The sequence below is a fragment of the Paenibacillus vortex V453 genome (genome assembly GCF_000193415.1).
Lineage (GTDB): Bacteria > Bacillota > Bacilli > Paenibacillales > Paenibacillaceae > Paenibacillus_AQ > Paenibacillus_AQ glucanolyticus.
Genome location: NZ_ADHJ01000001.1, coordinates 368,757 through 390,902, shown reverse-complemented (window position 1 = coordinate 390,902; position 22,146 = coordinate 368,757). Strand labels below are relative to the sequence as shown.

Below are 22,146 nucleotides of genomic sequence, written 5' to 3'. Positions count from 1 at the left end.
CTATACAAAGAGACTCCGGCAGGGGTATTTCTTTTAAAGATCATCAATATGGCGGCCAAGCGAGTTCGTAGTGGTTGTGATATTGAGGTTTTTTTAATGAAAGAGGTGAAGGAAACTATGTTCAGTGATACTATTGCAGCTATTTCTACAGCAGTCGGCGAAGGTGGAATAGCCATCATTCGTGTTAGCGGACCGGATGCTGTTCAAGAAGTGGAACGTATATTCAAAAGCAAAAACAAATTAACGCAGGTGGACTCCCATACCGTACATTATGGTCATATTGCTGATCCGAAGACAGGAGAGAACCTGGAAGAGGTGCTCGTGACCGTTATGCGTGCTCCCCGGTCCTTCACGACGGAGGATGTAGTGGAGATTAGTGCTCATGGCGGGGTGATCTCCGTAAAGCGTGTGATGGATCTGTTGCTTCTATTAAACATCCGCTTGGCGGAGCCGGGCGAATTTACGAAGCGGGCCTTCTTAAATGGCCGGATTGACCTGTCCCAGGCCGAGGCCGTTATGGACCTGATTCGTTCGAAATCGGATCGTGCCTTCTCGGTTGCTCTAAAGCAGGTTGAAGGAACGCTATCCCGCAAGATCAACGAGCTTCGTCACACTCTTGTAGAGACACTGGCCCATATCGAAGTGAATATCGATTATCCTGAGCATGATGTGGAATCACTCACCTCGGAGTTCATTAAGGAGAAAAGCCAGCATGTGATGCATGAGATTGATAAGCTGCTGAAGACTGCACAAGAAGGGAAAATCCTGCGTGAAGGAATTACGACGGCTATCATCGGCCGTCCCAACGTAGGCAAATCCTCGCTCTTGAATACACTTGCCCAGGATAATCGGGCGATTGTCACGGATATTCCGGGAACTACGCGAGATGTTATCGAGGAATTTGTCACGATTAACAACATTCCATTAAAGCTGCTGGATACCGCAGGGATTCGGGAGACGATGGATGTGGTAGAGCAGATTGGCGTTGAGAGATCCAAGCATGCGGTAAACGAAGCGGACCTGATTCTGCTCGTACTGAATGCCAGCGAACCACTGCATCAGGACGAACTGGAATTGATGGAACAAATACGCGGTAGACAATGCATTGTCATTATGAATAAAATGGACTTACCGTCCCAACTCGATCTGGACATTCTGCATCGGTACTACCCTGAGGAATTGATTGTTCCGATGTCTGTGAAGGCAGAAGAAGGTATCGACCGGCTGGAAGAAGCCATATCGAATTTGTTCTTCAGCGGCCAGATTGAAGGCGGGGATCTGACCTATGTAAGCAATGTGCGCCATATTGCCTTGTTGAAGAAATCCAAGCAGTCACTCCAGGATGCTTACGATGCGGCGGAACAGCTTATTCCGATTGATATGATACAGATCGATGTCAGAATGGCCTGGGAGCAGTTAAGCGAGATACTGGGCGAAGCGGTTGGTGATTCGCTCATCGATCAGATTTTTTCACAATTTTGCTTGGGTAAATAAGCTAGCAGGTTTACTATATAGAGGTGAGATTCTTTTGAATTTTCAGGGATATCCGCAAGGGTGCCCTAGATTACGTATATAACACATTTTAGAACAGGAGGGTGAGCTATGAGTTATATGGGTGGCACTTATGACGTAATTGTCGTGGGTGCGGGTCATGCCGGCTGTGAGGCTGCACTGGCATCTGCACGTATGGGTGCCGAAACGTTAATGGTTACGATCAATTTGGATATGGTTGCTTTTATGCCTTGTAACCCGTCCATCGGGGGTCCTGCAAAAGGACATGTCGTGCGCGAAATTGACGCATTGGGTGGAGAGATGGGACGCAACATCGATAAAACCTTCATCCAGATGCGGATGCTGAATACGGGAAAAGGTCCGGCCGTTCACGCGCTGCGTGCTCAAGCTGATAAATTTTCTTATCAGCATACAATGAAAGAAACGATGGAGAAGGAAGAGAAGCTTACGCTTCGTCAGGGCATGGTAGACCAACTCATCGTTGAGGATGGAGTGTGTGTGGGCATCCTGACCCAGACAGGTACAGAATATCGTGCGAAGGCTGTTGTGCTGACTACCGGTACGTACCTGCGCGGTAAAGTCATTATGGGTGAACTCATGTATGAGAGCGGCCCGAACAATCAACAGCCATCGGTTAAACTTGCGCATAACCTGCGTGAGCTTGGATTCGATCTCGTTCGGTTCAAGACGGGAACGCCACCGCGTGTTCACAAGGATACCATCGACTTCTCCAAGACCGAAATTCAGCCTGGGGATGACAAACCAAAGTTTTTCTCTTATGAAACAAAATCCTCCGATAATGAGCAGCTTCCATGCTGGCTGACCTATACATCGGTGGACACACATCAGATCATTAATGATAATCTTCACCGTGCTCCTATGTTCTCGGGCATTATTGAAGGAACGGGACCACGTTATTGCCCGTCCATTGAGGACAAAATCGTTCGTTTTGCCGACAAACCGAAACATCAGATTTTTCTTGAGCCTGAAGGTAAAAACACAAAGGAATACTATGTGCAAGGGCTCTCCACCAGCTTGCCTGAGGATGTGCAGCTTGCGGTCCTTCGTTCCATTCCGGGCATGGAAAAGGTTGAAATGATGCGCAATGGCTATGCCATCGAGTACGATGCGATGGTGCCAACGCAGCTGTGGCCATCCCTGGAAACGAAAAAGCTACCGGGCCTGTTTACAGCCGGTCAGATCAATGGAACCTCGGGTTATGAGGAAGCAGCAGGTCAGGGTATTATGGCTGGTATCAATGCAGCACGTAAAGTGCAAGACAAAGAGCCGGTCGTTCTGGATCGTTCACAAGGCTACATCGGGGTATTGATCGATGATTTGGTAACCAAAGGAACGAATGAGCCTTACCGTTTGCTTACTTCCCGTGCCGAATATCGTTTGCTGCTTCGTCATGATAATGCGGATCTGCGTCTCACCGAAATCGGTCATGACATCGGACTGATCTCGGAAGAACGTTATGCTAAATTCCTTCAGAAGAAGCAGTTGGTAGAGCAGGAGATCGAGCGTCTTCGTCAAGCGAAGGTGAAGCCGGTTGAGGTGAATGCTACGCTTGAAGCAGCCGGTTCTGCACCGATTGTGGATGGAAGCAATCTGCTGACAATCCTTCGTCGTCCGGAAGTATCGTTTGCGATGATCGAGTCGCTTTCACCATCTCCATATGATCTGGATGAGGATATGAAGGAGCAGGTAGAAATTCAAATTAAATATGCGGGTTATATTGAGAAACAGCTGGGTCATGTAGAGAAACTGCAAAAGATGGAGAAGAAGCGTATTCCGGAAGATATCGTATATGACGACATTAACGGATTGGCTATGGAGGCTCGGCAGAAGCTGAACAAGATCCGTCCAATCTCCATCGGTCAAGCATCGCGGATCGCGGGTGTAACACCAGCGGATATTTCGATACTTCTCGTTTACCTGGAGCACTACAACCGGGTGACCGCAGCGAAAGGATAAGGAATGGACAACATTCAGAAAGCTTTTGTTGACCGGCTCGGAGAGCACGGGATCACGATAGATGAGAAACAGCTTCAGCAGTTCGAGATGTATTATGAAGTACTGGTAGAGTGGAATGAAAAAATGAATTTGACGGGGATTACGGAGCGGGAGCAGGTTTATACGAAGCATTTTTACGATTCGGTAACGCTTGCCTTTTATGTGGATATGAGCAAGATTGGCAGTATGGCGGATATCGGATCAGGAGCTGGCTTCCCGGGTATCCCTCTGAAAATATGCTTTCCGCATATTAAGCTGACGATAGTAGATTCACTGAACAAACGAATTACGTTCCTTAAGTTTGTTGTGGACACCCTTGGTCTATCCAGCGTTGAACTGATCCATGGTCGTGCGGAGGAAGTTGCCCGCAAGCAGGGGTACCGTGATGGCTTCGACCTGGTGACGGCAAGAGCGGTAGCCAGAATGGCTGTGCTGAATGAGTTCTGCTTGCCTTTCACCAAGGTAGGAGGACGTTTTGCGGCGATGAAGGGCAGTGACCCTGCTGAAGAGGTGAAGGAGTCTGCTAGAAGCCTGAAAGAGCTCAGAGGGGCGCTGAACAAGGTGCATTCGTTCTCCTTGCCTGTAGAGGAGTCTGATCGGCACATTGTGGTCATCGATAAAAAGGGTGCCACACCTTCCAAATATCCTCGCAAGGCAGGTACGGCAGCGAAAACACCAATTATATAATCTACTTCTCTTCTTTAGAAGGGAAGTCATAGTAGAGAAGGACTCGATGGAGTCCTTCTTTTTTTATGAGTAGGGGTAGGGTTGCCTCCATAAGGGTGAGAAACTCGAGCGATAGCTTTCTATCAGAGCTTCTTAAAAGCATGAGATTACGAATTTGCTAGTAGGCTTTTGTGTGAGGTATTGGATTTGTGTAAAAGGCAGCTTCATTTTTTTGAAATGGGAGTAATGAATGTTGTTTGCTCTTACGATAGGCTGAGTATCATGATGACATTCGTATTTCTATTCCGGTTGAATCTTGGATAGGATGGAATTGTGCCTATGGATATATACGTTAAAATAAGAGAATGTTTCACGTGAAACATCCCAGAAGATTTATAAATTAAAACAGTCTCTTTTTTACACAGTTGCTGATACTTGAATGAAGGCCTCTTTACTACCATTGCAAGAACAAAATCAGGTTAGAGGATTGCTGGACTCGCAAACATTACCTGATAGTGTTTTCTCCGAAATTTTGAACCTGGGTGGGTCCATTCCGGGGTACAGATACAGATTAAGACGTAATTCTATTGGTATATCCCACAATCATTCTGACAACTCATATCCCATGAAGCATCATAGGAGTGTAGATTTATCTACCATTCTTATTTTGGAAGTCAAAAGTTTGGAACTGTGCACAAATCATGTATAAACCAAGCGAGAAATGCAGGAAAAAAGGTGATATTGGAGAATAGAGTTATAGGACAAAAAGTGGTAGAATAGAATCGTAGTATCCATTTGAGCAGGTGGGCGATTCTGCCCGTTCTTTGATGGGATGAAAGAGTATAAATCCTGGTTTGGTCACTTTTCCATCCTTGCTTCGTGCAGTCTTGATTAGAGAACTTGCGACTGCTGTTATTTGGAAGTTCCATGTCACCCAAGGGGACAGTGGTCTCTTACGAAGTAGAACTAATATATACAACTTGTGAGATATCGAAAGTTAGACAACATCATGATATGGCCTCCTGATATATCTCTCAAGAAGCAACCGCTTCATGCAGCGGGGTTTGATCAGAGAAATGCGGTCTCGCCATTAGGGCTTATTCTCTAATCAGCATGAAATTTGTTTTTGCAGGGAAATGCCTGGCTCCACAGTGGAATCTAGCACCATGACAGCTTGGAAATTGCTATATCTAAAATGGGCGCTGGATTCATAAGGAGTTACCTCACATTGTGGTTGTCCAATCGCTTATACCGATTCCGGGATTTTCCGGAGGCTCATCCGTGCTATCATGAAATTAGGTGGTAATATACGGAATGAAAGAACAATTTTCGAGATTGTTTGGCTTAGCGGCAGAACGGAACCAAGGGGATGAAGTGAAGCAGATCCCGGTAAACGAGATTGTCAGCAGCCCATACCAGCCACGGACGATTTTTGATGATGATAAGATTGATGAGCTGCTCCAGACGATTAAAACCCATGGAGTCATCCAGCCTATCGTCGTTCGTGTCCGTAATGGCGTGTATGAGATCATTGCAGGGGAACGCCGCTGGCGTGCGGTTAAGAAGCTGGGTCTGGACACGATTCCGGCCATTGTTCGGGAGTTCAATGATTCACAGGCGGCATCGATTGCGTTAATCGAGAATTTGCAGCGTGAAGGACTGACTTCGATTGAAGAAGCTGTTGCTTATCAAAAGCTGATAGATCTTCACCAATTAACACAGGAAAGCCTGGCACAGCGATTAGGCAAGAGCCAATCGACCATTGCCAACAAGATCCGTCTGCTGCAGCTACCGGAAGCAGTCAAGCTTGCACTGATGGAACGTAAAGTGACGGAACGCCATGCTCGTGCATTGCTTTCATTGGATAATGAAGAAACCCAGCTCAAGGTGCTGGATGAAATCATAACCAAAGAGCTGAATGTGAAACAGACGGAGGCTCGTATCGCCTTCTATAAAGAAGTAACTACGATGAAGAAATCCAAGCGCATATCCTACAGTAAGGATGTTCGTTTGGCCCTGAACACGATTCGTCAATCGATTGACATGGTCTCAGGTTCCGGAATGGCTATCAAAACAACAGAGAATGATCATGAAGATCATTATGAAATCGTTATAAAAATACCTAAACGTTAAGATATGGTGTGAAGCGGTATACATCGTACCGCTTTTTCTGTTGACCGAGGAGGGGAGATACCTCATTCAATTGAAATTCTCTTAACTCTCTTCGGCAGGCAGAGTCATATAGGTTTATTCTTACTTACAGATGAGAAACACGTGATTAATATTGTTGCTCATTTTCATCGGCGCTATATCCTGGAGCATTCCGGTACATGGGGATTGTTCACATATTTTATGTACAGCTAATTTGCTGTATACATCTATTGCGACTACTTAGAAGAGTCTTCCTACATTGAGGTGAAATGAGTGTCAAAGATAATTGCCATAGCAAATCAAAAGGGCGGTGTCGGCAAAACGACGACTTCCGTCAATCTGGGAGCTGGATTGGCTTCGCTAGGCAAACGGGTGCTTTTGGTGGATATAGACCCCCAAGGAAACACAACGAGTGGGGTTGGCATTAATAAAGCCGATGTTGCAAACTGCATTTATGATATTATCATCAACGAAGTACACCCGAAAGACGCCATCTGTGGGACAAACATAGAAGGTCTGGACATCATTCCGGCTACCATTCAACTGGCTGGTGCTGAGATTGAGCTTGTTCCTACGATCTCCCGTGAAGTGCGTTTGAAAAAATCACTTCAATTAATCAAGCCCCAGTATGATTATATTTTGATAGATTGTCCTCCGTCGCTAGGCATTCTAACAATCAATTCTTTGACTGCGGCCGATTCCGTTATCATTCCGATTCAATGCGAGTATTACGCTCTGGAAGGTTTGAGTCAGCTGCTGAATACGGTACGTCTAGTTCAGAAACATCTGAATACATCCCTCAAGATTGAGGGTGTATTGTTAACCATGCTGGACGCGCGCACCAACCTGGGCATTCAGGTGATTGAAGAAGTGAAGAAGTATTTTCAGGAAAAAGTGTACAGAACGATTATTCCGAGAAATGTTCGTTTGAGTGAGGCGCCGTCTCATGGACAGTCGATCATCACCTATGATCCCCGTTCAAAGGGAGCGGAAGTATACTTGGAGCTGGCAAAGGAAGTGATCTCGTATGAGTAAACGTTTGGGAAAAGGGCTGGATGCGCTTATTCCTTCTTTGTCTATTCATGATGATGACAAGGTAGTGGAAATTCCGCTCAGTCAATTGCGAGCGAACCCGTATCAGCCGCGCAAGACATTTAACGATGAAGCGATCCAGGAGCTGGCAGAGTCGATTCGTCAGCATGGCGTAATTCAGCCGATTATCGTTCGGAGTGTGCTGAAAGGGTATGAGATTATTGCCGGGGAGCGCAGATTCCGGGCGTCTCAGTATTGTGGAAAAGCTACAGTTCCAGCGGTGGTTCGTTCTTTTAGCGATCAACAGGTAATGGAAATTGCCCTTATTGAGAACTTGCAGCGTGAGAATCTGAATGCCATGGAAATTGCGGTGGCCTACCAGGGACTAATGGAACAATTTTCCTTAACGCAGGAAGAACTGTCTCTGAAGGTGGGTAAGTCTCGCTCTCACATCGCTAACTTTTTACGGTTGCTATCTCTACCGGAAGAAGTGAAGGAAAATGTTTCACGTGGAACATTATCCATGGGTCATGCTCGAGCGATCGTTGGAATTAAGGATCCGATCCTTGTTAAACAATTAGCGAAGCAATGTGTGGAACAAGAGTGGAGCGTTCGTGAACTAGAGGAAGCGGTTAAGAATTTGGATCGCAAGCCTGCCGACAAAGCGAAGGCGAAAGTGAAAAAGCGAGATCCTTATATTGACCATCTGGAAGAGGATTTGAGAGAGCGATTTAAAACAACGGTGAAAATTAAGCACAATAAAGACAAAGGGAAGATTGAGCTTAACTACTATAGTAGACAGGATCTGGAACGACTGCTGGAGCTCCTTCAATAATAGATGAAGGTTGTTAGTGAAGAGGGCTCTAGCACGAGTGGGATAGGTTATAGTGTGACGGATTGAAAAGCAAACCAGAGTGATTAAAAACCAAAGACATGTCGACGTTCCTGTATGGGAATGAGATATGTCTTTATTTAACTGAATGTGCATGGTGACAGGGATGTGAGTGTACTACAATGTGTCGATGTTTGACCATGTATTATAAGGCATCCATTATAGAAGAGATGAAGGGGAAACATCATGGACCCGATCGTTTATCTGGATCATGCGGCTACTTCATGGCCCAAACCTCCTGAGGTGTTTGAGGCCATGAGGAAGGCGATGGAAGACGCTGCAGCTAATCCGGGACGGGGCAGTCACCGGATGGCCGTGAAAGCTTCCCGTGTGCTATACGGGACTCGGAAGACACTTGCGAATATCTTCGGGGTGAAGAACCCTAATGATATCGCACTAACCTCGAATACAACCGAAGCGCTGAATTTAGCAATCAAAGGATATTTGCATGAAGGAGATCATGTGATTGCTACGATGATTGAACACAATTCGGTGCGAAGACCTTTGGAATATTTAAAACGCACACGAGGAATACAAGTGGATTATGTCCCCGTGGATGAGGAAGGTCACCTGGATTTGCAACTAATTGAGGGTGCGTTTCGTTCAAATACCAGGTTGGTTGTATGCAGTCACAGTTCCAATTTGCTCGGCTCTATTGTTCCTCTCTATGAACTGGGAGACATAGTGAAGAGGAAAGGTGCTGTACTGCTCGTAGATGCCGCTCAGAGTGCGGGTATGCTGGATATCAACGTGGAGGACATGCATATTGGTATGCTGGCTTTTCCGGGGCATAAAGGGCTTCTTGGGCCACAAGGAACGGGCGGGTTGTATATCTCACCAAATATTGATCTGGAACCCTTAATGCATGGAGGTACAGGAAGCCAATCGGAAGCGATTGAGCAGCCGACGGTGCGTCCGGATCGATATGAGGCAGGAACACCTAATACGGTGGGATATGCAGGGTTGCAAGCAGGAGTGGAGAAGGTGCTGGAATGGACGCCGCAGCATATCTACCGGCATGAATGGGAGTTAACGCAATATATGATGGAGGGTCTGCAAGAGGTAAGAGATCTTCGCTTACTCGGACCAGCTTTAGGAAAAGCGCGAACGGGCATTGTAGCGTTTGTTTCAGAAAGGTACAGTGCATCGGAGCTTGCGTTTCGACTGGACCGGGAGTATGGGATTGCCGTGCGTGCCGGTTATCATTGCACACCGCTTGCACATATGGCATCGGGAACGGAAAAGACCGGTGCAGTCAGAGCCAGTGTAGGTATTTCCACACGCCGTGATGAGATTGATCTGATGAGAAGAGCTATTGCAGAAATTCACAGTTAAACGATTAGATCAAGATGGAGAAGAGGAAGGAAGAAAGCATGTCTGAATTAAATGAATTGATCATGGAGCAGCTTCATTGGTTTGTCGTCGGAATGATCATGATCATCTTGATCTTATGGATAACGATAATGGTTCAAGGGGCAAAACTGCGAAAAATGAGGCGTCGATACGATGCGATGATGGCAGGCAGCGGGGTAGAGGATATTGAAAGCCTGTTGGTCCAGTTGAAAATTCAAATGGATGAAATTGAAGAGGGACATGCCAGTCACCAAAAAATGCTGGATACGATCAGCAGCAGCATAAAAGGGATGAAGTCCAAGGTGGGCATCGTCCGATACAATGCATTTGGTGAACGAGGGAACGAAATGAGCTTCTCCCTGGCTATTCTCAGTGAACAAGAGGAAGGGATTGTTCTGACCGGCCTGCATAACCGGGAGAGCTCCTATGTGTACGCTAAACCATTGAAGGATGGACAGTCTAAATACCCATTGTCTCCGGAGGAAAAAGAGGCCGTTACTCTTGCGCTGCAAGAAGGGTAGAGCGGTTCCACTCTTTGATACCGGCAAAAAGACAGGTTGCAATGATATCAGATAACCGCATGACCAAGCTCAAGCGTGTGTTCTGCAATACAAAGTACTCCATAAAGCCGCCGACATTGACGATACCCGTTACATGGATATCGCCGACCGGCGGTAATTCTTTATGTACACCGGCTCCAGGCTTGAGAGGTCCGTCGGATACCTGAATAGAGCCTACACTTGATGATTGACCCAGACAGGCATCAATTCCGATCACAAAGGGGTTATCATATTTTTCATGAATAGCAGTCAGGGTATCCTTAAGATTCATAGCGTGGACAGGCTCGTCCAGTGTTCCATAGAGATGGAACAGGGGGCTGTTATAACGGGCAAGAGACGTGCCAACCAGAGGGCCCAGGCAATCACCCGTAGAGCGATCGGTACCGATGCAGACAATGACAAGCGGACGATGCTGAATACGAGCGTCAGAAAGATGGAAGAGCAGGCGATGTATAATAGCAGAATGGATGTTAGGGTCCGTATGTGGTATTTTTAAGCTTGAAGCCTCCGGGCGAGACGTGATTTTAGATAGACGGTTCATAGAATCTTCCTTTCGTCTGCATTTGGTAGTATCAGTATATGGATGAAAGACCGTTTTTATACTTTGGGATTTGCTTAAAATGTGATTTGGTGTTCATTTCAGACAGCTTCCTAGCTTAAAGAAAGAGGATGAGCCAGTCTTTACGGCTTTATACGGGTTTATATGAATAAGCTGAACTTTTTAACAGTTTATATAAAACTCTTATTATTAGGTCATGATGTTAAATAAGCATATTAATAGAAACGATAGGCATAATGGAGGAGGATGGAACAGTGGAGGGCGCGATGCTAATCGCATTTGATTCCACCCAGCAGGCGCTGCGTGCGGAGATGCTGCTGGAGTATGCGGATATCGAAATCGATCTCTTTCCTACACCGAAAGAGATTACGGCAGGCTGTGCATTATCGATTCAATTCCCGCCAGGTGCGTTAAAAGATGTTCAAGAGATCATCCTACAGGAGCATGTGGAGATCCGGGGCATATTTGCACTTGATAACAACATGAGGTATATAGGCATCGAAGAATAAGGGGAGGACATCAGGCTTGAGGAGCTTGGGTTATCTGACCGGGGAGACAGGTAGTTTACAAAACGTTGGTGAGGGAGCAGTGGACTTGAAAAATCAAATCGTTGGATTTTTTACCGATGAAGCGATGTGGATGAATATACTGACATCGGGCATTCGGGTCATTATCATTTTTATTCTGACACGTCTTGTTATTCGGGTTGTGTATAAAATGATTGATCAATTCCTGTTGAAGCAGGAGAAGAGTCGGATTCAAGTTAATTCACGACGATTTGTTACAGTGGGAGAGCTGTTAAAAAATGTAACTTCCGTCGTATGTAATTTTGTTATGATTCTAATCATTCTCTCGGAGTTCAACTTTAAGTTAGGGCCATTGTTAGCCGGTGCCGGGGTCCTTGGCCTGGCCATAGGTTTTGGGGCACAAAGTTTGGTTAAGGACGTGATTACCGGGTTCTTCATTATATTTGAGGATCAGTTTGCTGTAGGCGATGTGATTAAGAGTGGTGAATACCGGGGAACAGTAGAGATGATTGGACTCCGCACATCGCGTGTAAGAGGATTGAACGGAGAAACATATATTATTCCGAACGGGATGATTACGAGTGTCACGAACTACTCGCTGTCCAATTCGCTTGCAATTGTGGATTTGCCGGTTAAGAATGATCAGCAGCTTAAAGATACGGTTACACTTATTCAAACGGCGCTTGAGGGTATCACGGAACGTCGCCCTGAGGTGCAGCGGACACCGGATGTGCTTGGAATTCAAACCTTGAACACATCGGAATATGTCGTTCGAATTGTAGCGGAATGTAATCCCAATGCAAGGGAAGCTGTGGAGCGTCAGATTTTCACCGATATCAAACAGGCGATCGAAGCACGGGAGATGGGACAAGAACGTGCTCAGGGTTGATCAATTTCGTTATCTAATGATATATAATAGATAAGATGAAAGAGATGAAACCAAGGGAGCGGAAACCATGGAACGCAAGGTATTTCAGTTAGGGGATATCGTTCAGATGAAGAAACCTCATCCTTGTGGGAATAATGAGATGGAGATTATTCGCATGGGGATGGACATTCGGATCAAGTGTACCAAGTGCCAGCATAGTGTGCTGATACCCAGAGGAAAGTTCGAGAAGAACCTGAAGAAGGTTTTACGTTCGGCACAGGATTCCGAAGGGGCAGGGGATACTCCGTAATATCTCCTCCCGAGGAGGTATCCCAAGCAGCTGTATGCGAAGCAAGGGATCTAGGGAATGGATATTTGGATTTGAACTCCAGCTTCGGTCACTGTGTCTAAGGTAGGTCAGAGAACAGACAAGCTGTTGACGAGACAACGTTTCCATGCTATAATCAATCTTGCTGTGGAAAGGTACCCAAGAGGCCCAAGGGGGCTGACTCGAAATCAGTTAGGCGTCGCAAGGCGTGCGTGGGTTCGAATCCCACCCTTTCCGCCACCATCGTTTATACCCGCCATTACGCGGTTTCCAATACGGTATGTGATGCGCAAGCTGTTCGAAATACATACGTTATGGCGCTAGCTGATTATGAAGCGCCTTATTGATTCCGGAATACTCTCTACGTGATATCGCGTAGGGGGTATTTTTCGTTATGGATAAAAGAACCGGTCGTAAAACTGCAGGAGCGAGGGAACCGATCGCTAATGTAGCTCTGCCTTCGTATTCACTGCAGGAGGCCGTAGAGTTTGTCGTTAAGATTAAGCGCGCCAACAATCTAAAGGAGCGAACGATTAGCGGCTACATACAGAATATGAACTATTTTATTGAATGGATTACGGAGAGGTACGGCGAAATCACTATCCGCGAAGTGACGGCCGATCTATTGCGCGAGTATGTTTTATGGTGCGCGACGGATAAGGAATACTACGCAGGCCATCCGTTTAAGGCGGAATATGAGAAGGGAAAGCTCGGGCTGTCGCCGGCATCAGTAAACGTCCGCATCCGCGTGTTTAAGACATTCTTTGCGGTATTGCATGAGGAGGAGGTTATCGATCGGAATCCAGCCGTTAACGTCTCCCTATTACGTCAGGATATCGATACGATTATGCCGCTAAGTGACGAGGAGCTCAGGCGCTTTATGAAGTCGCCGGACCAACGCCAATGGGCGCAATGGAGGGATTACGTTATTATGACGCTAATCCTGGATACAGGCTTGAGACTCGGTGAAATATGTGCGTTAGAGAAAATGGAAATTGATTTCGTTAAAAAGTCGATTACGTTGCCAGCATCGAAGAACAAGAACCGTAAATCGAGAATGTTACCCCTATCGACAGAGACAGCGCGCCTATTAAAGCAACTTATTGCGGAAACGGAAAGGAATTTTGATACCACATATGTATTTACAACAAACTACGGTGAACAATTGAGCGAGAAGACGATCCAGAAGTCATTCGATAAATATGCAGAGAAGGCGAAGCTAGGGCGCAACGTATCGCCCCATGTACTGAGACATAATTTTGCCACGATGGCCGCCGAGAACGGAATGTCGGTATTCCACCTGCAGAAGCTCATGGGCCACGCAGACATTGCTACAACGCGTAAATACGTTCAGATTAGCGAGGGCAGCCTGGCGGAAGAACATAAGCGGTTTAGTCCATTAACACGCCTCACAAGCCGCAAGAAAGGTCCGCAATCATGACGAAGCCATCCGGAGGTATTGTTCGCGTCCAGAAGCGCGATAGCGGCTATGCTATACTGGACCCGTTCTTTCTATCCGACGATCAATTGTCCTGGAAGGCAGGGAAATTTAAAAGAAAATATACTTAATCGAGCAATTCTTTTAGCGAAGGCACACTATCCACAATGTGGTAGAATATATTTTGTGAGGTAAGTGGCCAGGGTGGTGATTCCTTGAACAAGAATTTATTATCCTTGATATTTACAGCAATGACATTCGTAGTGGTGTTATTCGGTGTTATTATTGATTTAATTGCATTAACGAAAAAATAAGAGTAGCCCATCTCTTGGCGGAGTTCCTGGGCTACTCAATTAAGAACATTCTATTACCCCTACCTCACAGTTTGTTTTTCAGGAGATAACGGAGTAACGATAATCAGATATCGTCAATTATATTTTACACCTGTCAAAGTAACGACACAACACAATTTGTTTCTGTTTATTTTAATACGTATGAATAATACTCTTCATGGGAGTGATAAGCGATGAAGTATCCCGCAATATTCACCTACGCAGACGACGGCATCTCCGTAGAATTTCCGGATCTCCCGGGCGCATTAACTTGTGGAGACACCGACGAAGAGGCGCTATACATGGCGAAGGATTGTCTCGCGCTGCATCTCTATGGAATGGAGACGGACGGCGACGAGATACCTGCGCCAAGTCGTGCGGCGAACGTCGTCGTTGGCGCCGATCAGAAGGTTGTCTTTATCGAAGTAAATCCAATAAACCGTTGATGAAGCAAGATTTAGCGGTAATCGATTCAGGCGGTATCTTCGGCTTTACGATTACACCGGAGCAGTATGACGGAGTTGTAGGCGCCGTTAACGCGGTGCTTGGCGTGCTGGTCGTTTTAGGTATCGTGAGCAATCCGGCAGATGGTAGCGGATATATGGACAGCGAAAAAGAATAAATAATTGCGCCCACGGCGGAGTTGATACGTATAGAATCGTATACACTTCGTAGTGGGCGCTTTTTTGCGTACGTGTTACCGAATATGAGCGTTGAATTAGCCGTTCTATTATGTGCTGAGAGTTAATATACGTTCGATAGTTAGAGCGCCTAATTTCGCGCTGAATGTTTCGCTAATAATCGCGTACATTTGTTCGTCAGCATTAGTCTTTGGTAATATTACAAGAAAAACTTCAAGGAGAATTATAATGTCTAGAATTCAAAGAACATCACAGATGACCAGTCGACATTGGGAGGATATATTAGAGGAGTTTCTAAGATTTAAGTTGCTTAACGGTATTGCTAAAACAACACACAAGGACTACATACGTACTGTCAATTTACTATTTAAAAGATTTCCGGATGCGTGGGGGTCTTATTATAAGTTGGAAGAGGCAGTTATCGATCATTTAAACCAAGAGGGAATAGCGCCAGCAACTTTCAATAGTCGTTTGACCTACTTACGGACGTTCTTCAAGTGGTGCGTGGAAGAAGGACATCTCAAAAAGAATCCACTTACCAAGATCAAAAAGCGTAAGGAGGGGTCGCGGATTGTAGCGATTAGCATAGAAACTTTGCAGGAACTGATTAGAGTACCCGACCAATCGACCTTCGTTGGTATGCGCGATTATACTCTCATAATTTTTACGCTAGACACTGGTATCCGGCCCTCGGAAGCACTGGCGCTTCAACCAAACGATTTTAATCTCATATCCGGCTGGGTTCGGATACCTGATGGCGCAGCAAAGACACGTGTTTCACGTACTCTTAATATTTCACCCGTTACTGTTGACGCTCTAAAACGGTTAATAGATATGAGGCCCCGATCGTGGGCGAATAAGGTTCCGGTATTTAGTACAGAGACTGGCAATGTCTTGAACAGGCATACGTGGGGCGACAGACTTGAGCGCCACAGTAAGCAGGTCGGCGTACATATCACGCCATATGCCCTTAGACATGCGTTTGCGCTCGAATTTCTTCGCAATGGGGCATCAGCGTTTAGTCTGCAAAAGACTTTAGGCCACGTAGATATATCGATGACTAAGCGGTATGTCGCCCTAGCAGATGAGGATTTAAAGAGGGATCATATTAAAGCGAGCCCACTAAATAAATTGATATAGCAAGAAAGACCGTTAATCCGTTAAAGGATTGCGGTCTTTCTTCGTTTCCTGTTACCGGTCTCAACGTTCCGTACGCGCACGTAATCGGCCGTATACCGTTCGATAAATCCTCGTTCGACTTCCGCATAGACTCCGGCCGAATCTTCCTCCCAAACGGAAATGAGCGTTTCCGATAAGGGTGCCGAAGAAATGGACGTCTTGATAAAGTTGCCGTAATTCGCGTTCTGTACTCATTGTGGCGATGATCCTATGCCGAAGAAGTATATGCCGGCAGCAATTGCACTTAATATTATGACAACAACGATAATTGCCGCTACAGTTCCCCATAAATTCTTCATTGCTTCTCATCCTCTATGTATTCGATAAGGTCGCCAGGTAACACGCCAAGCCCGCGGCAGAGTGCGTTCAGTGTCGGAAAGTCTATTCGCGCGTTTGCGTTTGTAGCCAAGGCTTTAACCGTATTCCGACTAATCCCCGAGATTTCTACTATATCTTTTTGAGTCAAATTACGCTTTTCCATTAATTTATCCAAAGAAAATCGAATCACAAATATTCCTCCAAATTAAATTAGTAAACTAGTTGACAAATGGTTGTCGTATAGTATACTAGATAACAAGTAAACTAGTTGACAAGTTCATATGTATACTAAGTATTACGTTCATTTTATCAGAGGGTTTCAACATATTCAATTAGGAGGTTTCATTATGAATATCGCATTCGAACGCACCGCCCGCCGCGGCTTTTACAGCGTCACACTAAACGGTAAACGCAGCTATGTCCCGTTCCGCCTTTTTTACGCAGTATTCCCACGCATGAATCGCCAAGTAACCAGAGGTACCGTCGAAGCCACGGACCGCCAGCTCGAAGCACTCGGCATCGTCGCGGAGATTATGGAGAAGGACCGCCACCAAATCCGCTATACAGTCGAACTCGGCTACGACATCTACGGGCGTCCTTGCGCCACGAACTACATAGTCAACGCGTTTCACCTCGGTCAGACTATCGCAATTGTGCCGGCCGCCTTCCGCCGCATTACTGGCGCACATGAACGGGCGACTGACGGTTGCATGGACGTGACCGGCGCGCAGCTCGGCGAACTCGGCTTTATCCGGAAGGAGGTCGTAAGTAATGCCGCAAGCAACGCAATATTATCCGCCTAGAACACGCAGGACAAGCCGCCGCGCACAACGTACGATTATCAAAGGCCTCGTTTGGGCTATCGGACTTATTTTACGGGAGGTGCTGTCGTGACCCTCGACTCTATTCCGGAGATCCGCGTTAGGCTCGAGAGTACCAGCGCATTGCAATTCCTTTGCCGCGACGTTCTTGATACCGGCGTCGACGTTGAATTTTCGTTATGATTTCGCTCCCCGATGATGCCGGCCGCGCGAACGGCTGATAAGCGGAGGGGAGTTCGGTACATACCGGCGGCAACCGGTAGTTGTGTAGTCGCGGCTCCAAACGTGACAGTCGGCGGTGCGCTAACACCGTTGATCCGAAGTTTTAATCGTCAGGATGGCGCCAAACATCGCTGGCGATCGATCAAAAACGCGCGATATGAGGCATGCAGGCCTCCCGGAAAGTATCGCGTAATCACGGCGACAGGCTGGCCGTTGAGACAATTGCGGATGAGGGAAACGGAATCCTTCGTCCGCTTTTGTTTATGTAATACGAGGGAACATACGTTTGGTTTCAGGTTTTTGTCCCATTTTCAAAAAAATTTGTCCTTATATTTTAGTAGACAAATGTGCGAATCGCCTCCGAATGTTGTTGAAGATAGTGTAGGCGGAAATATTTCACGCTAAAGTGTACGGTCCAGCCGATCGCGGTGTCATAACGTACGAAAGCGGAAATAAATTTCGCTGAGTTGTGCGGATCGCATTCAGTGTACGCGGAAATATTTAGCGACGGCCTGTACGGTTTCCGATCGGCGTCTGTCTAGGTAAGTGTAAGCGCGGAAATATTTTACGCAAAAAGTGTGCAGATGCTAAATGTCGCGTAGATAATACGATATCAGCGAAGAATTTTACGACAAATACAGTACAACCAAAAATTAAACGAAAAGGGAGACGATGAACAATGAAATTATACGTAATTAACGGGGGCCAAGGAAAAGCGGAAAAGGTGGAGGCCGAGCCTCAGTTGATTGATACTGTACTTTCGGAACAGAACAGTGCAACCGACTGGAAGGAAGAATTAAGAGAAAAATTCATCGCAGAAAACGAAGAAGAATGGGCGGAAGTAGGAAACGACTTGCGCGCGGCTCGAATTGAGCGGGGGATTTCTTTAGCAAGTGCAGCACGGCAGATTGGATTTTCTACGAGTACGTTAAGCAGATTTGAAAAAGGGCAGCCAGTTCGAAATGCTAATGTGATCGAGAGGTCTTATGGAATGATGATGACTATTCATGAATTAGAGTCGAGGCTTATGGCTGAGGGGAGAGATATTTATTATGACGAGGATGAAGAGCTCGAATTTGAGATACCTGAAGAAATTCTAAAATTCTCAATGCATGTAATGGGACGTGAGCATGAAGTGTGGGATTACGACTATAAGCGGATTCGCATCGACGCAGGTGGAGAGGAGTTTGTGATCGGAAAATGGGATTTCAAGTTCTCGACTGGGGATTTTAAGTGGACATTGTGTAAGATTGTTCGTAATCCAGACGGGTCGCAGCATCATATGGAAGAGTTAAAAAGTGGCTCAGCCAATTTCGAACAATTCACTTATTAATTCAGGAAAGAGGGGCGTCATCCTCGGCGCCCTACTATACGCAAAGGAGATGATTGGTTTGCCCGAAACAGCAACCGTTAGAAAGCCGCTACCCAACGATAAGACAACGTTATTAGACAATCCGCAAGGTTTCGAGGTTTATAACCGCGAGTTGGTCCGTAAAGTATTCCCACGTATTATAAACGAAGCATATGACGTTGTGTATGCGGACAAGGGTCGGAAACCGGAGATTCGCGATATAGTAGCGTTCTATTTCACGCTTCAATCGTATATTGACGGTAACCACTTGCGGGCGGACGGCACATATAATGACCGGTTCGGCGCGTGTTTCCTATCCTACGAAGCACTCATATCGTCGCTTCGAATCGATCGAACGCGAGTTAAGCTACTGGCAGACATACTAGAGACGAACGGTATAATCCGGATCGCGTCACACTACGAAGGGACGAAGCGCTTTAAATGGTATTTTCCGTCTTACTGTCCGCGAGTAACGGATGATGGATATATCGTTAACGAGGATGGCGAGATTATTAAGCCGGATTACTCCGTATATGGACGGAGAAAAAGAGGAAAGTCGCGCAGGACACACGACGGTTAGTATGCACAGGACACACTATGCATAGTATGCGCTGGACACACGGTAAAAAGAGAAAGGTGTAAAAGAGAAAGGTGTAAAAGAGAAACAAATAATACCGCGCCTTAACGGAATAGAACGGAATAAGAAAACCTTAAACACCGGTTTCGGAATAGAAGAACACTATTCCTCACGCGTCGTCACTTCGTTCCTAGCGAATATATACGAGTTAAACCTTTATATCACAAGTCAAAAGAATATCGCGATAGAAGTATATAAAACATATACCTTTGCGATGAAGATTATTCGAAGAAGAAAATATGCCCAGCCGTCGCGTCGAAATCGGAGGAGGAACCGTCCATGTCTACATCAGCGCCAGCCGCACTGCAAATAACACGAGAAGAGGTGTTTCGTCGCCATCGTGAGCATTTCACGGCACTACACGCGTCTATGATGCCGGCGGAAGTCCGCGCTGCATTGCCGAATACAAAACGAAAGCACTACCGATTATACGCGAGAACCTCGCAAACGGACCGGACAGACATTGTCGCGGATATGGCAGATATCTCCGATCGGTACTTTCGGGAGACACAACCGGACGGTTACGTTACTGAATTCGGAAAGCCAGCTCGCTGTCCAAAGCTACGCACACTTAACGCCTGCCAATCGCTTGAACTGCTTACGGATTATTTATTGGCGGAAGATCATTCAAAGGGGCTGTCACTGCGCGATAAGGCCAGGATAGAAGCTGGTGAGGACGAAGAGTACCCACCGTTGGACGCAGGTGCGCGGAGGTACATGGATTACGCCTATTACCTTGAATGCATTGGGGGAGGGTTGTCAGAACGGGAGAGCCACCGTTTGAAGGTTTGCGAAACCTGCCGTTGTGAATTTATTGACACATCGCCAGCTATTAATGCATTGGTTTGCGGAGAAAAATGCCGGCTTAAAAAGGACGCCATTCGTAAACGAATTGAACGAAACGATGACGATAGACTCAAGCGAAATCGCGAACGGCAGGCGCAGGAATATCCGTTCTACTCTCCGGTAGAAATGTACGAAATAACAACGCGTGGAGAGTCTGTCCGCGGGGATGTGATAGAAGCTGCAGATCGGGCCAGGATTAAACAAGAACGAGGTAAACGTAAACCTACGAATGTGACGATGGACTCCGACCGTCAGTATTACCCGAACAATCATAAACGTTGGCGTTCACAGAAGGAAGGGAAGGAACTAGCCGGCGAGGTAGTAACATATAATCTTCGCAACCAGCCTCTAACAGAAGAGTGGAAGAGTTGTCGACACCTCGGACATTTATCCTTATAGTTGGGAACGGATGTTCCTGCGTCTTTTATTTGACTAGCATGTAAGAAATTTAAATAAGAGAGGGGAATGTAAAATGGATGGGTTGGGTGTAATGGCGGTTAGAATCAATGCTGACATGACTCAGGTTGAATTTGCCGAAAAACTTCGTGTCAGTCCGGCGCTAATTTCTTTAGTGGAAAGCGGTCGAAGGACCGTTACAGAAGAATTACAGGTTCGGATCGCTCAAGCATTTGGAACAGGTCCAGATGTTATTCAAGCGATCGAGCGCGCGAGAGATTCGAAAAAACTAGCGCTTTAAAGCGTCTCTTTTATTTTTCGCACTCATATTTGAAAAAGTTTAAAATATCCCAATTTAATTTTACAACGAAATCAAACGGGGGTCAAGACTTGGGGGACCAAATTTTAAAAAGAATCCAAACACTCGCCCGCAATCACTGCGCAGCCTTCACAGGTACCTCCGGATGCCGATACGAACCCAACGGCCAGTCACGTTGCCAATGGTTTCGCGAAGATCCGCAGGCGCTACCGTTCATCGAGGCCGGTGACATGCAGTGCCTGGAATTTGAACGCGCTGTGCTGCCGACAGATCCCGAATTAGAATCGCGCTACTTTAACCGCGAAGAGAACTCGGCGACTTGCGAGCGCTGTTCAACTCCGATCGTTAAGACGTCGAACCGTACGAAGTATTGCGGAGAGTGTCGCGAGGTCAGACGGAAACAAGGCGCAGCTGATCGGGCTAGGAATCGATATTGGACGGCCAGAACCTAACGTTTTAGGACGTAAAAACCCGCGTAGTGATGCGGGTTCTCGGGCGTCAATTTAACGAGGTAGGGTGTTTATACCGGAAAGCTGAAAAACGACATCTAAAGCGTTAGAAAGAGAGGTGGAACATGAATGACAAACAAGCCGACGCAAAGCATTACTGTCCTTATTTTCGAAGCGATTGCGGCTGCGTTTTGCTTCAAGCGATGAATAAGGCGGATTTTCGTTGCAAGGTTTGGCGCGGCGCGGAAAGCATTCGCTGCAGATTCTTAGATACTCAAGTTGCGAAAAGGAGCGATTGAGATGATTAGCGTTGAATACGGCGCACGTTGGCCGATTAAATTCGAGCCATTTCCTGTGGACGAGGTGCCGGAGTTATATGACGAGTTGATTAGGTTCGTCGGCGGCCGGATCAATATCGAAACTTGGCGCGAACTGGATGACGTTAAACGATGCCGGCTAATCGAGAAACTTACGATCGAGTTCTGCAAAGAAACCTCGCCTAAGAAGACGTACGGAGTCGGACAGGCTATGGTGCGCGGCGGCATTATTGAATCGCTGGACATTTTCGGAGGAGGCGGCAGTCAGTGGCTAAGCAAATACGGGTCGTATCAATCGAACCCATCGAGTATTACCGAAGACTTGTCACCTTGCGAGACGAAGACGGAGCCGAGTATACGATTCATTACGGCGAGGCGGTCTCCGAGGAGTTCATACGCAAGTTCGCGCCAATGAT

24 protein-coding genes and 1 tRNA gene are annotated in these 22,146 nt (G+C 46.5%); 23 read left to right on the top strand and 2 right to left on the bottom strand.

Annotation, left to right across the window (positions count from 1 at the left end):
- Positions 1 to 117 precede the first annotated feature (117 nt).
- The 8 genes from mnmE to PVOR_RS01815 all read left to right on the top strand — a co-directional run bounded on the left by mnmE (position 118) and on the right by PVOR_RS01815 (position 10,143).
- The gene (mnmE, locus tag PVOR_RS01850; protein WP_006207375.1) at positions 118 to 1,494 is read left to right on the top strand and encodes a tRNA uridine-5-carboxymethylaminomethyl(34) synthesis GTPase MnmE; all 1,377 of its coding nucleotides are present in this window, start codon (positions 118 to 120) and stop codon (positions 1,492 to 1,494) included.
- 108 nt (positions 1,495 to 1,602) lie between these two features.
- A complete protein-coding gene (gene mnmG, locus PVOR_RS01845) occupies positions 1,603 to 3,489 on the top strand; it encodes a tRNA uridine-5-carboxymethylaminomethyl(34) synthesis enzyme MnmG (RefSeq protein ID WP_006207374.1) in 1,887 nt (628 codons plus the stop codon).
- 3 nt (positions 3,490 to 3,492) lie between these two features.
- On the top strand, positions 3,493 to 4,215 hold the full coding sequence (gene rsmG, locus PVOR_RS01840; protein WP_006207373.1) for a 16S rRNA (guanine(527)-N(7))-methyltransferase RsmG: 723 nt from the start codon (positions 3,493 to 3,495) through the stop codon (positions 4,213 to 4,215).
- Between the two features lie 1,293 nt (positions 4,216 to 5,508).
- Positions 5,509 to 6,327, top strand: a complete 819-nt coding sequence (gene noc, locus PVOR_RS01835) for a nucleoid occlusion protein (RefSeq protein ID WP_006207372.1) — start codon at positions 5,509 to 5,511, stop codon at positions 6,325 to 6,327.
- A gap of 291 nt (positions 6,328 to 6,618) precedes the next feature.
- Positions 6,619 to 7,380 carry a ParA family protein gene (locus tag PVOR_RS01830; RefSeq protein WP_006207371.1) on the top strand — a complete coding sequence of 254 codons (762 nt, stop codon included), beginning with the start codon at positions 6,619 to 6,621 and terminating at the stop codon, positions 7,378 to 7,380.
- Positions 7,373 to 8,212: a ParB/RepB/Spo0J family partition protein gene (locus PVOR_RS01825; protein ID WP_006207370.1), complete on the top strand. Its 840-nt coding sequence runs from the start codon at positions 7,373 to 7,375 to the stop codon at positions 8,210 to 8,212. The genes PVOR_RS01830 and PVOR_RS01825 overlap by 8 nt, the downstream gene beginning before the upstream one ends.
- Positions 8,213 to 8,455: 243 nt before the next feature.
- Complete coding sequence (locus PVOR_RS01820) at positions 8,456 to 9,604, top strand: aminotransferase class V-fold PLP-dependent enzyme (protein WP_006207369.1); 1,149 nt, start codon at positions 8,456 to 8,458, stop codon at positions 9,602 to 9,604.
- Positions 9,605 to 9,642: 38 nt separating this feature from the next.
- Entirely contained in the window at positions 9,643 to 10,143 is a 501-nt protein-coding gene (locus tag PVOR_RS01815) for a DUF4446 family protein (protein ID WP_006207368.1), read from the top strand.
- Here the strand turns inward: PVOR_RS01815 and yyaC are convergent.
- On the bottom strand, positions 10,118 to 10,723 hold the full coding sequence (yyaC, locus tag PVOR_RS01810) for a spore protease YyaC (protein ID WP_036640550.1): 606 nt from the start codon (positions 10,721 to 10,723) through the stop codon (positions 10,118 to 10,120). The genes PVOR_RS01815 and yyaC overlap by 26 nt on opposite strands.
- Positions 10,724 to 10,995: 272 nt before the next feature.
- Between yyaC and PVOR_RS01805 the strand changes: the two genes are divergently transcribed.
- From PVOR_RS01805 to PVOR_RS01770, 8 genes are all read left to right on the top strand, one after another.
- Positions 10,996 to 11,250: a DUF3343 domain-containing protein gene (locus tag PVOR_RS01805; protein ID WP_006207364.1), complete on the top strand. Its 255-nt coding sequence runs from the start codon at positions 10,996 to 10,998 to the stop codon at positions 11,248 to 11,250.
- A gap of 16 nt (positions 11,251 to 11,266) precedes the next feature.
- Positions 11,267 to 12,157, top strand: coding sequence for a mechanosensitive ion channel family protein (locus PVOR_RS01800; protein ID WP_006207363.1), 891 nt, complete (start codon positions 11,267 to 11,269; stop codon positions 12,155 to 12,157).
- Positions 12,158 to 12,224: 67 nt separating this feature from the next.
- Positions 12,225 to 12,446, top strand: coding sequence for a DUF951 domain-containing protein (locus PVOR_RS01795; RefSeq protein ID WP_006207362.1), 222 nt, complete (start codon positions 12,225 to 12,227; stop codon positions 12,444 to 12,446).
- 167 nt (positions 12,447 to 12,613) lie between these two features.
- Positions 12,614 to 12,704 (top strand) — tRNA-Ser (locus PVOR_RS01790).
- Between the two features lie 154 nt (positions 12,705 to 12,858).
- Positions 12,859 to 13,905 (top strand): tyrosine-type recombinase/integrase, encoded by a 1,047-nt coding sequence (locus tag PVOR_RS01785; RefSeq protein ID WP_006207361.1) that lies wholly within the window; start codon positions 12,859 to 12,861, stop codon positions 13,903 to 13,905.
- 523 nt (positions 13,906 to 14,428) lie between these two features.
- Positions 14,429 to 14,680 (top strand): type II toxin-antitoxin system HicB family antitoxin, encoded by a 252-nt coding sequence (locus tag PVOR_RS01775; protein ID WP_006207358.1) that lies wholly within the window; start codon positions 14,429 to 14,431, stop codon positions 14,678 to 14,680.
- Positions 14,680 to 14,856 (top strand): hypothetical protein, encoded by a 177-nt coding sequence (locus PVOR_RS30900; protein ID WP_200860813.1) that lies wholly within the window; start codon positions 14,680 to 14,682, stop codon positions 14,854 to 14,856. Before PVOR_RS01775 ends, PVOR_RS30900 begins: the two co-directional genes overlap by 1 nt.
- A 247-nt stretch (positions 14,857 to 15,103) precedes the next feature.
- Positions 15,104 to 16,015, top strand: coding sequence for a tyrosine-type recombinase/integrase (locus PVOR_RS01770; protein ID WP_006207356.1), 912 nt, complete (start codon positions 15,104 to 15,106; stop codon positions 16,013 to 16,015).
- A 334-nt stretch (positions 16,016 to 16,349) separates the two neighbouring features.
- Here PVOR_RS01770 and PVOR_RS01765 read toward each other — a convergent pair whose 3' ends face one another.
- A complete protein-coding gene (locus PVOR_RS01765; protein ID WP_006207355.1) occupies positions 16,350 to 16,562 on the bottom strand; it encodes a helix-turn-helix domain-containing protein in 213 nt (70 codons plus the stop codon).
- 157 nt (positions 16,563 to 16,719) lie between these two features.
- Here PVOR_RS01765 and PVOR_RS01760 point away from each other — a divergent pair, with 157 nt between their 5' ends.
- The 7 genes from PVOR_RS01760 (at position 16,720) to PVOR_RS01735 (ending at position 22,145) form a co-directional block, all read left to right on the top strand.
- Entirely contained in the window at positions 16,720 to 17,175 is a 456-nt protein-coding gene (locus PVOR_RS01760) for a hypothetical protein (RefSeq protein ID WP_006207354.1), read from the top strand.
- A 919-nt stretch (positions 17,176 to 18,094) separates the two neighbouring features.
- Positions 18,095 to 18,748 (top strand): helix-turn-helix domain-containing protein, encoded by a 654-nt coding sequence (locus PVOR_RS01755; RefSeq protein WP_006207352.1) that lies wholly within the window; start codon positions 18,095 to 18,097, stop codon positions 18,746 to 18,748.
- A gap of 49 nt (positions 18,749 to 18,797) precedes the next feature.
- A complete protein-coding gene (locus PVOR_RS01750) occupies positions 18,798 to 19,346 on the top strand; it encodes a hypothetical protein (protein ID WP_040680087.1) in 549 nt (182 codons plus the stop codon).
- A gap of 453 nt (positions 19,347 to 19,799) precedes the next feature.
- Positions 19,800 to 20,648 carry a hypothetical protein gene (locus PVOR_RS01745; protein WP_234972740.1) on the top strand — a complete coding sequence of 283 codons (849 nt, stop codon included), beginning with the start codon at positions 19,800 to 19,802 and terminating at the stop codon, positions 20,646 to 20,648.
- Between the two features lie 73 nt (positions 20,649 to 20,721).
- Positions 20,722 to 20,946, top strand: a complete 225-nt coding sequence (locus tag PVOR_RS01740) for a helix-turn-helix transcriptional regulator (protein WP_006207349.1) — start codon at positions 20,722 to 20,724, stop codon at positions 20,944 to 20,946.
- A gap of 248 nt (positions 20,947 to 21,194) precedes the next feature.
- Complete coding sequence (locus tag PVOR_RS30275; protein ID WP_138917765.1) at positions 21,195 to 21,416, top strand: hypothetical protein; 222 nt, start codon at positions 21,195 to 21,197, stop codon at positions 21,414 to 21,416.
- A 297-nt stretch (positions 21,417 to 21,713) separates the two neighbouring features.
- Positions 21,714 to 22,145, top strand: coding sequence for a hypothetical protein (locus PVOR_RS01735; RefSeq protein WP_006207348.1), 432 nt, complete (start codon positions 21,714 to 21,716; stop codon positions 22,143 to 22,145).
- Position 22,146 lies beyond the last annotated feature (1 nt).